The following is a 9,914-nucleotide window of genomic DNA, read 5'->3' on the forward strand; positions in this document are numbered from 1 at the left end:
CCGGGGCGACGCGCAGGGATGCGCGGCGAGGGCGCGTCTTACAGGGATGTTACCTCGCGCCCGTACCCGATAGCCGTAAGAAATAAGTCGAATGTACCGCGTAGCGGCGATTTTGTGCCAAAAGCCTGGGTCGCCAGGGTGGTGGCGACTGAGCCACCCTGGCACGTTCACCAGCAAAATAGTGACAAAGTAGCTATAATCTGGAAGTGAACGTAACATTTGCCTTAGTGGCATATTTCACCTTCAAATACCCTCTCCCCATTACCCGCACATTTTAACAATCTATCTTTCGCCCCACATTCATAAACATCCGCTATTATTGATTCCCAGCTTAATCATCACCTGATGAACAAAAATAATGACTAAAACAAACCATGAGCTTAGCCCGGCGCTGATCGTGCTGATGTCTATCGCCACCGGTCTGGCGGTAGCCAGTAACTATTACGCCCAGCCATTACTCGACACCATCGCGCGTAACTTTTCCCTTTCCGCCAGTTCGGCGGGCTTTATTGTTACCGCCGCGCAGTTGGGCTATGCCGCAGGTCTGCTGTTTCTTGTTCCCCTCGGTGATATGTTTGAACGTCGCCGCCTGATTGTCTCGATGACCTTACTGGCGGCAGGCGGCATGTTAATTACTGCCAGCAGTCAGTCGCTGGCGATGATGATCCTCGGTACGGCATTGACCGGTTTATTCTCGGTCGTGGCACAAATTCTGGTTCCGCTGGCAGCGACGCTGGCTTCACCAGACAAACGCGGCAAAGTGGTCGGCACCATTATGAGCGGGCTGCTGTTGGGGATCTTGCTGGCACGAACCGTTGCCGGGTTGCTGGCAAACCTCGGCGGCTGGCGCACCGTCTTTTGGGTTGCCTCGGTGTTAATGGCACTGATGGCGCTGGCATTATGGCGTGGTCTGCCACAAATGAAATCAGAAACCCACCTCAACTACCCACAGTTGCTTGGTTCCGTTTTCAGCATGTTTATCAGCGATAAAATTCTGCGCACCCGCGCGTTGCTGGGCTGCCTGACCTTTGCCAACTTCAGCATTCTCTGGACCTCAATGGCCTTTTTGCTTGCCGCTCCACCTTTTAACTACAGCGATGGTGTAATTGGTCTGTTTGGACTTGCGGGAGCTGCCGGAGCGTTGGGCGCTCGTCCGGCGGGCGGTTTTGCCGACAAGGGCAAATCGCACCACACAACAACTTTCGGTCTGCTTCTGCTGTTACTTTCATGGCTGGCAATCTGGTTTGGTCACACTTCCGTACTGGCGCTGATTATCGGCATCCTGGTGCTGGACCTCACCGTGCAGGGCGTGCATATCACTAACCAGACGGTAATTTATCGAATACATCCTGATGCGCGTAATCGCCTGACCGCAGGTTACATGACCAGCTACTTTATTGGCGGTGCCGCCGGTTCGCTAATTTCAGCCTCAGCCTGGCAACATGGCGGTTGGGCTGGCGTTTGTCTGGCTGGCGCGACGATTGCCCTGGTTAACTTACTGGTCTGGTGGCGAGGTTTTCATCGTCAGGAAGCCGCAAATTAAGCAATCAGCAACCGTTTTCGTGGCTTTACACTTATAAGGGTGTTAAGAAGCCCATCAGTCTGATAAGGTTAAGATATTCATTCAGTCTATTTATAATATTAACAATCGTTAAGCGTACACTCTATGGAAAGCCCTACTCCACAGCCTGCTCCTGGTTCGGCGACCTTCATGGAAGGATGCAAAGACAGTTTACCGATTGTTATTAGTTATATTCCGGTGGCCTTTGCGTTCGGTCTGAATGCGACCCGTCTGGGATTCTCTCCTCTCGAAAGCGTTTTTTTCTCCTGCATCATTTATGCAGGCGCGAGCCAGTTCGTCATTACCGCGATGCTGGCAGCCGGGAGTAGTTTGTGGGTTGCTGCACTGACCGTCATGGCAATGGATGTTCGCCATGTTTTGTATGGCCCGTCACTGCGTAGCCGTATTATTCAGCGTCTGCAAAAATCGAAAACCGCCCTGTGGGCATTTGGCCTGACGGATGAGGTTTTTGCCGCCGCAACCGCAAAACTGGTACGCAATAATCGCCGCTGGAGCGAGAACTGGATGATCGGCATTGCCTTCAGTTCATGGTCATCGTGGGTATTTGGTACGGTAATAGGGGCATTCTCCGGCAGCGGCTTGCTGCAAGGATATCCCGCCGTTGAAGCAGCATTAGGTTTTATGCTTCCGGCACTCTTTATGAGTTTCCTGCTCGCCTCTTTCCAGCGCAAACAATCTCTTTGCGTTACCGCAGCGTTAGTTAGTGCCCTTGCAGGCGTAACGCTATTTTCTATTCCCGTCGCCATTCTGGCAGGCATTGTCTGTGGCTGCCTCACTGCGTTAATCCAGGCATTCTGGCAAGGAGCGCCCGATGAGCTATGAGGTTCTGCTGCTTGGGTTACTGGTTGGCGCGGCGAATTATTGCTTCCGCTATTTGCCGCTGCGCCTGCGTGTGGGTAATGCCCGCCCAACCAAACGTGGCGCGATAGGCATATTGCTCGACACCATTGGCATCGCCTCGATATGCGCTCTGCTGGTTGTCTCTACCGCACCAGAAGTGATGCACGATACACGCCGTTTCGTGCCCACGCTGGTCGGCTTCGCGGTACTGGGTGCCAGTTTCTATAAAACACGCAGCATTATCATCCCAACACTGCTTAGTGCGCTGGCCTACGGGCTCGCCTGGAAAGTGATGGCGATTATATAACCCACAAGAATCATTTTTCTAAAACAATACATTTACTTTATTTGTCACTGTCGTTACTATATCGGCTGAAATTAATGAGGTCATACCCAAATGGATAGTTCGTTTACGCCCATTGAACAAATGCTAAAATTTCGCGCCAGCCGCCACGAAGATTTTCCTTATCAGGAGATCCTTCTGACCCGTCTTTGCATGCACATGCAAAGCAAGCTGCTGGAGAACCGCAATAAAATGCTGAAGGCTCAGGGGATTAACGAGACGTTGTTTATGGCGTTGATTACGCTGGAGTCTCAGGAAAACCACAGTATTCAGCCTTCTGAATTGAGTTGTGCTCTTGGATCATCCCGTACCAACGCGACGCGTATTGCCGATGAACTGGAAAAACGCGGTTGGATCGAACGTCGTGAAAGCGATAACGATCGCCGCTGCCTGCATCTGCAATTAACGGAAAAAGGTCACGAGTTTTTGCGCGAGGTTTTACCACCGCAGCATAACTGCCTGCATCAACTCTGGTCCGCGCTCAGTACAACAGAAAAAGATCAGCTCGAGCAAATCACCCGCAAATTGCTCTCCCGTCTCGACCAGATGGAACAAGACGGTGTGGTTCTCGAAGCGATGAGCTAACGCGTCATCTCGCTCAAAAATCCAGATTTATAAAAGAAAAAATGACTGGCCAGCATCGCAACATGCTGGCCTTTTTGGCAAGCAGGTCGGCTCAGCCGATGAGTTAAGAAGATCGTGGAGAACAATATGAGCGCAAATGCGGAGACTCAAACCCCGCAGCAACCGGTAAAGAAGAGCGGCAAACGTAAGCGTCTGCTCCTCCTTCTCACCTTGCTCTTTATAATTATTGCCGTAGCGATAGGGATTTATTGGTTTTTGGTACTGCGTCATTTCGAAGAAACCGATGACGCATACGTGGCAGGGAATCAGATTCAAATTATGTCTCAGGTGTCTGGCAGCGTGACGAAAGTCTGGGCCGATAACACCGACTTTGTAAAAGAAGGCGATGTGCTGGTCACCCTCGACCCGACAGATGCTCGCCAGGCGTTTGAAAAAGCCAAAACTGCACTGGCTTCCAGCGTTCGCCAAACCCACCAGCTGATGATTAACAGCAAACAGTTGCAGGCGAATATTGAGGTGCAAAAAATCGCCCTCGCGAAAGCACAAAGCGACTACAACCGCCGTGTGCCGCTGGGCAATGCCAACCTGATTGGTCGCGAAGAGCTGCAACACGCCCGCGACGCCGTTACCAGTGCCCAGGCACAACTGGACGTCGCTATTCAACAATACAATGCCAATCAGGCGATGATTCTGGGGACTAAACTGGAAGATCAGCCTGCCGTGCAACAGGCTGCCACCGAAGTACGTAACGCCTGGCTGGCGCTGGAGCGTACTCGTATTGTCAGTCCGATGACCGGTTATGTCTCCCGCCGCGCGGTACAGCCTGGGGCACAAATTAGCCCAACGACGCCGCTGATGGCGGTCGTTCCAGCCACCAATATGTGGGTGGATGCCAACTTTAAAGAGACGCAGATTGCCAATATGCGTATCGGTCAGCCGGTCACTATCACCACCGATATTTACGGCGATGATGTGAAATACACCGGTAAAGTGGTTGGTCTGGATATGGGCACAGGTAGCGCGTTCTCACTGCTTCCGGCGCAAAATGCGACCGGTAACTGGATCAAAGTCGTTCAGCGTCTGCCTGTTCGTATTGAACTGGACCAGAAACAGCTCGAGCAATACCCGCTGCGTATCGGTTTATCCACGCTGGTGAGCGTCAATACCACTAACCGTGACGGTCAGGTACTGGCAAATAAAGTACGTTCCACACCGGTAGCGGTAAGCACCGCGCGTGAAATCAGCCTGGCACCTGTCAATAAACTGATCGACGATATCGTAAAAGCTAACGCTGGCTAATCCAGAGGTGCGTGTGATGCAACAGCAAAAACCGCTGGAAGGCGCGCAACTGGTCATTATGACGATTGCGCTGTCACTGGCGACATTCATGCAGGTGCTGGACTCCACCATTGCTAACGTGGCGATCCCCACTATCGCCGGGAATCTGGGCTCATCGCTCAGCCAGGGAACGTGGGTAATCACTTCTTTCGGGGTGGCGAATGCCATCTCGATCCCGCTTACCGGCTGGCTGGCAAAGCGCGTCGGGGAAGTGAAACTATTCCTCTGGTCAACCATCGCCTTTGCTATTGCGTCGTGGGCGTGTGGTGTCTCCAGCAGCCTGAATATGCTGATCTTCTTCCGCGTGATTCAGGGGATTGTCGCCGGACCGTTGATCCCGCTTTCGCAAAGTCTATTGCTGAATAACTACCCGCCAGCCAAACGCTCGATCGCGCTGGCGTTGTGGTCAATGACGGTGATTGTCGCGCCAATTTGCGGCCCGATCCTCGGCGGTTATATCAGCGATAATTACCACTGGGGCTGGATATTCTTCATCAACGTGCCAATTGGCGTGGCGGTGGTGTTGATGACACTGCAAACCCTGCGCGGACGCGAAACCCGCACCGAACGGCGGCGGATTGATGCCGTGGGGCTGGCACTGCTGGTTATTGGTATAGGCAGCCTGCAGATTATGCTCGACCGCGGTAAAGAGCTGGACTGGTTCTCATCACAGGAAATTATCATCCTTACCGTGGTGGCAGTGGTGGCTATCTGCTTCCTGATTGTCTGGGAGCTGACCGACGATAACCCGATAGTCGATCTGTCGTTGTTTAAGTCGCGCAACTTCACCATCGGCTGCTTGTGTATCAGCCTCGCGTATATGCTCTACTTCGGCGCGATTGTTCTGCTGCCGCAGTTGTTGCAGGAGGTCTACGGTTACACGGCGACCTGGGCAGGTTTGGCCTCTGCGCCGGTAGGGATTATTCCGGTGATCCTGTCGCCGATTATCGGCCGCTTCGCGCATAAACTGGATATGCGGCGGCTGGTAACCTTCAGCTTTATTATGTATGCCGTCTGCTTCTACTGGCGTGCCTATACCTTTGAACCAGGTATGGATTTTGGCGCGTCGGCCTGGCCGCAGTTTATCCAGGGTTTTGCGGTGGCCTGCTTCTTTATGCCGCTGACCACCATTACGCTGTCTGGTTTGCCACCGGAACGACTGGCGGCGGCATCGAGCCTCTCTAACTTTACGCGAACGCTGGCGGGGTCTATCGGCACATCCATCACCACCACCATGTGGACCAACCGCGAGTCGATGCACCACGCACAGTTAACCGAGTCGGTAAACCCGTTCAACCCGAATGCCCAGGCGATGTACAGTCAACTGGAAGGACTGGGAATGACGCAACAGCAGGCATCAGGCTGGATTGCCCAGCAGATCACCAATCAGGGGCTGATTATTTCCGCCAATGAGATCTTCTGGATGTCTGCCGGGATATTCCTCGTCTTGCTGGGGCTGGTGTGGTTTGCTAAACCGCCATTTGGCGCAGGTGGCGGCGGAGGTGGTGCGCACTAAGTACAACTAAGCCAGTTCATTTGAACTGGCTTTTTTCAATTAATTGTGAAGATAGTTTACTGACTAGATGTGCAGTTCCTGCAACTTCTCTTTCGGCAGCGCCAGTTCTTCGTTGCTGTTGATGCGTACGTCACGTTCCAGAATGCTACGCGCAATATCCTGTGCTTCCTGCAACGAGTGCATCTGGTAAGTGCCACACTGGTAGACGTTCAGTTCCGGGATCTGATTCTGATCCTGCACTTTCAGCACGTCTTCCATTGCCGCTTTCCAGGCATCAGCGACACGCTGCTCATCTGGCGTACCAATCAGACTCATATAAAAACCGGTGCGGCAGCCCATTGGCGAGATATCGATAATCTCTACACCATTACCGTTAAGATGGTTACGCATAAAACCAGCAAACAGGTGCTCCAGGGTATGGATCCCTCTTTCTGGCATCACTTCTTTGTTCGGCACGCAGAAGCGCAGATCGAACACGGTGATTGCGTCGCCATGCGGGGTGTTCATTGTTTTCGCCACCCGAACTGCAGGCGCTTCCATCCGGGTATGATCGACTGTGAAGCTATCTAACAACGGCATTTAGCCACCTCCGGTAATTTTTTTAAAAATTTTCTGAACTCTTTCTTCCCAGGCGAGTCTGAGTATATGAAAGACGCGCATTTGTTATCATCATCCCTGAATTCAGAGATGAAATTTTGGCCACTCACGAGTGGCCTTTTTCTTTTCTGTCAGGCGTGTTTTTCCAGCCACACCGCAAACGGTTCGGTATCAGCGGCTTCCATTTCCTGCTGACGGCGTTCAGACGCCTCGCGCTCGGCTACAAAATCCTCTTCGCGCAGAATTTCCAACGGCTCTTCACGCAGCAGATTACGGTACGCTTCAGCAAACGCTTTGCCTGTTCCGCCAATACCAGTATCAATCATAGACCTTAAGATACGGGCAGAGAAAGTCAGATCGGGATTATCGAAGCAGGCGACCAGTTCATCACACACTTTCTGATACGCTTCGCCGCCGTTAATGCTATCCAGCGTTTGCGCGACGCGTTTCAGATCGCGGAACAAATCTTTACCCACCTGCGGTAACGGGAACTGCGCGGTTTCGCAGCCGATACCCAGCGTCAGGTCCGGTTTGCGACCTTCGAGGATCACCCGGTTCCAGTTAACGCGTGTACAGGCAAGTTCTTTACTGCTCATTTCCGGTGCATCAGCCAGCGCACACCAGACCATAAACAGGTCGAGGAATCGCACCTGCTGTTCATCTACACCAATCGGCGAGAATGGGTTGATGTCCAGCGAACGCACTTCAATATATTCAATGCCGCCACGTAACAGCGCATCAGAAGGTGACTCGCCGCTGCGGGTAACGCGTTTTGGACGAATCGGCGCGTACAGTTCGTTTTCAATCTGCAGCACGTTGCTGTTGATTTGCAGCCTCTTACCATCTTTCTCAATGCCAATCTTGGCGTACTCTTCCGATGGCGTTTTGATTGCCTGTTTAAGGCCCGCTACGTACTCGTAAAGATCGTTGAAGGTAATACCAAGATTGCTTTGCGATTTATTGGTATAGCCAAGATCGCTCAAGCGAAGAGAGGTCGCATACGGCAGGTAATACATACCGCACTCGGTTTTCTCAAACGGCAGCGATGTTGGTTTTCCTTGCAGGAAAGAAGAACAAATCGCCGGAGAGGCACCAAACAGATAAGGGATGACCCAACCGAAACGATAGTAATTGCGGATAACGCGGAAATAGCCCGCAGAAATTTTCTCTTTGGCATCAGCGCCCGAGATATCACCGCACTTCGCTTGCCAGAATGCCATTGGCAAAGAGAAATTGTAGTGCACGCCGGAAATGGTTTGCATCAGCGCGCCGTAGCGATTTTTTAGCCCTTCACGGTACAGCGTTTTAAAGCGACCGGTGTTAGAAGTGCCGTACTGTGCCAGTTCGATGTCCTGACCTTCTGCGATGTAGCATGGCATACTTAACGGCCACATCCGCTCATCGCCCATATTGCGCGCCGTATAACGATGCAGATCGCGCATAAAGGTCAGCATATGTTCAATATCACCATCCACTGGTGTAATGAATTCCAGCAATGCTTCCGCAAAATCGGTAGTAATCCATTTGTGCGTCAGTGCGGAACCTAATGCTTCAGGATGACCTGTTGTTGCCAGTGTGCCATCAGCATTAACACGCAAAGTTTCGCGCTCCAGCCCACGCTGTATCCCCTTTAACGCCTGAGGATGTTTTTCCAGCCAGGCCAGCGCCTGTGATACGTCCGGGATCAAATTGACCTCCCGCCTGTCAAAATCGTTTTAATTAGCATAACTGTAATGGTGACCATATGTGCAGGCCTACAATTAGTGCCACCACATCATGCCCTGAACGGTCGCTGCTGCAACTGCAACATAGCGTAACGCTTTACCAAGGCACAAAAAAAAGATTACTGGCCCCCAGGAGATGCGCATCCATCCCGCTAACAGACACAGTAAATCGCCAACCACGGGCATCCAGCTTAATAATAGCGTGACTGCACCATAGCGTTTCAGCCAGCCGGTAGCTTTCTCTTGCCAGCGCGATGTTTTACGCAATGGAAAGAAACGCCCAAGGATAACGTTAGTTAACCCTCCAAGGCTATTACCCATTGTTGCTGTTAAAACTAAAACCCAGGGATGACTGATCCCGGAAAGCAACATTGCCACCAGCACGACTTCGGAGTTGCCGGGTAATAGTGTAGCGCTGAGAAAACTACTGGCAAACAACGAGAAAAGCGATAACGCTTCACTCACAGCAAGCGAACATCCACGGCGTCCATACCTGCTGCACGGGCCGCCTGAATACCGAAATCGGCATCTTCAAAGACCACACACTGCGTCGGTTGCACGCCCATACGCTGCGCGCACAACAAAAATGTGTCTGGCGCAGGTTTATGATGTTTGACGTGATCGGCAGCGACGACGGCGTCAAAATAATGGCGTAACCCCAGGTGCGCCAGCAATGCCTCAGCGATGGCGCTTTCACTCCCCGTTCCTACAGCCATTGGGCGACGACCATGCCAACTTTTCACCACTTCGACAAGAGGAAGCGGCTCGACACTATCCAGCAGCATACTTCTTACTGCTTCTGTTTTTTCACGCGCTAACGCATGCGGGTCGAGATCGGCCTGATTCAGCTCAATAATCGCCTGAGCAATACGCCAGGTGGGCGAGCCATTAAGCGCAATCATCGCCTGAACATCGTACTGAAGACCGTAGTGCCCTAATACTTCGCGCCACGCTTTACGGTGTGTAGGCTCCGTATCCAGGATTGTGCCATCCATATCAAAAATTAAACCTGCATAACGCTCGTACATGGTCTTCTCGCAAGTCGAAAAATATGACGCTACTTTAGCGTAATTGCTTGATTTTGTCGCTGATGGAGAAGGAGAAGAAAATTCAGGAAATGGATAAAGTAGTTATTTAGAAATGAGATATTTTTGAAGGAAATTTTTTGGAGAATATGGGCATCCGGGAGGATGACTCACTGGCGTTCGCCCTTCAGGCCGTTGCTGGCGCAACGTTATCCACCCAGGTGCTGGTGGTTATTACCACCATCTCTTCCATACTTTCATTGCTGAAAGTTACGGAGAATATGGTGCATCCGGGAGGATTCGAACCTCCGACCGCTCGGTTCGTAGCCGAGTACTCTATCCAGCTGAGCTACGGATGCATCGG

The 9,914-nt window shown here is 52.0% G+C and carries 10 protein-coding genes and 1 tRNA gene; 6 read left to right on the plus strand and 5 right to left on the minus strand.

The window, feature by feature from the left end; all coding sequences use genetic code 11:
• Window positions 1-358 precede the first annotated feature (358 nt).
• The 6 genes from G434_RS15170 (at window position 359) to emrB (ending at window position 6,204) form a co-directional block, all read left to right on the plus strand.
• Entirely contained in the window at window positions 359-1,543 is a 1,185-nt protein-coding gene (locus tag G434_RS15170; RefSeq protein ID WP_000169332.1) for an MFS transporter, read from the plus strand.
• A gap of 123 nt (window positions 1,544-1,666) precedes the next feature.
• Entirely contained in the window at window positions 1,667-2,404 is a 738-nt protein-coding gene (gene ygaZ / locus G434_RS15165) for an L-valine exporter subunit YgaZ (RefSeq protein WP_000445659.1), read from the plus strand.
• Window positions 2,394-2,729 carry an L-valine transporter subunit YgaH gene (ygaH, locus tag G434_RS15160; protein ID WP_000119745.1) on the plus strand — a complete coding sequence of 112 codons (336 nt, stop codon included), beginning with the start codon at window positions 2,394-2,396 and terminating at the stop codon, window positions 2,727-2,729. Before ygaZ ends, ygaH begins: the two co-directional genes overlap by 11 nt.
• A gap of 90 nt (window positions 2,730-2,819) precedes the next feature.
• Entirely contained in the window at window positions 2,820-3,350 is a 531-nt protein-coding gene (gene emrR, locus G434_RS15155) for a multidrug efflux transporter EmrAB transcriptional repressor EmrR (protein WP_000378442.1), read from the plus strand.
• A 126-nt stretch (window positions 3,351-3,476) separates the two neighbouring features.
• Window positions 3,477-4,649, plus strand: a complete 1,173-nt coding sequence (gene emrA, locus G434_RS15150) for a multidrug efflux MFS transporter periplasmic adaptor subunit EmrA (RefSeq protein WP_001295175.1) — start codon at window positions 3,477-3,479, stop codon at window positions 4,647-4,649.
• A 16-nt stretch (window positions 4,650-4,665) separates the two neighbouring features.
• Complete coding sequence (emrB, locus tag G434_RS15145) at window positions 4,666-6,204, plus strand: multidrug efflux MFS transporter permease subunit EmrB (protein ID WP_001295176.1); 1,539 nt, start codon at window positions 4,666-4,668, stop codon at window positions 6,202-6,204.
• 63 nt (window positions 6,205-6,267) lie between these two features.
• Here emrB and luxS read toward each other — a convergent pair whose 3' ends face one another.
• The 5 genes from luxS to G434_RS15120 all read right to left on the minus strand — a co-directional run bounded on the left by luxS (window position 6,268) and on the right by G434_RS15120 (window position 9,909).
• A complete protein-coding gene (gene luxS / locus G434_RS15140) occupies window positions 6,268-6,783 on the minus strand; it encodes an S-ribosylhomocysteine lyase (RefSeq protein ID WP_001130211.1) in 516 nt (171 codons plus the stop codon).
• Between the two features lie 149 nt (window positions 6,784-6,932).
• Window positions 6,933-8,489: a glutamate--cysteine ligase gene (gene gshA, locus G434_RS15135; protein ID WP_000611791.1), complete on the minus strand. Its 1,557-nt coding sequence runs from the start codon at window positions 8,487-8,489 to the stop codon at window positions 6,933-6,935.
• Window positions 8,490-8,561: 72 nt separating this feature from the next.
• On the minus strand, window positions 8,562-8,990 hold the full coding sequence (locus G434_RS15130) for a YqaA family protein (protein WP_001287454.1): 429 nt from the start codon (window positions 8,988-8,990) through the stop codon (window positions 8,562-8,564).
• Window positions 8,987-9,553 (minus strand): fructose-1-phosphate/6-phosphogluconate phosphatase, encoded by a 567-nt coding sequence (gene yqaB / locus G434_RS15125; protein WP_000273303.1) that lies wholly within the window; start codon window positions 9,551-9,553, stop codon window positions 8,987-8,989. The genes G434_RS15130 and yqaB overlap by 4 nt, the downstream gene beginning before the upstream one ends.
• Window positions 9,554-9,832: 279 nt before the next feature.
• Window positions 9,833-9,909: transfer RNA gene (locus tag G434_RS15120), tRNA-Arg, on the minus strand.
• Window positions 9,910-9,914: the final 5 nt, after the last annotated feature.

Source organism: Escherichia sp. KTE172, assembly GCF_000408845.1.
Classification (GTDB): Bacteria; Pseudomonadota; Gammaproteobacteria; order Enterobacterales; family Enterobacteriaceae; genus Escherichia; species Escherichia coli.

Excerpts from the sequence above, each read along its gene's own strand:
- G434_RS15170 (WP_000169332.1), top strand. The coding sequence starts at position 359 with ATGACTAAAACAAACCATGAGCTTAGCCCGGCGCTGATCGTGCTGATG.
- ygaZ (WP_000445659.1), top strand. The coding sequence starts at position 1,667 with ATGGAAAGCCCTACTCCACAGCCTGCTCCTGGTTCGGCGACCTTCATG.
- ygaH (WP_000119745.1), top strand. The coding sequence starts at position 2,394 with ATGAGCTATGAGGTTCTGCTGCTTGGGTTACTGGTTGGCGCGGCGAAT.
- emrR (WP_000378442.1), top strand. The coding sequence starts at position 2,820 with ATGGATAGTTCGTTTACGCCCATTGAACAAATGCTAAAATTTCGCGCC.
- emrA (WP_001295175.1), top strand. The coding sequence starts at position 3,477 with ATGAGCGCAAATGCGGAGACTCAAACCCCGCAGCAACCGGTAAAGAAG.
- emrB (WP_001295176.1), top strand. The coding sequence starts at position 4,666 with ATGCAACAGCAAAAACCGCTGGAAGGCGCGCAACTGGTCATTATGACG.
- luxS (WP_001130211.1), bottom strand. The coding sequence starts at position 6,783 with ATGCCGTTGTTAGATAGCTTCACAGTCGATCATACCCGGATGGAAGCG.
- yqaB (WP_000273303.1), bottom strand. The coding sequence starts at position 9,553 with ATGTACGAGCGTTATGCAGGTTTAATTTTTGATATGGATGGCACAATC.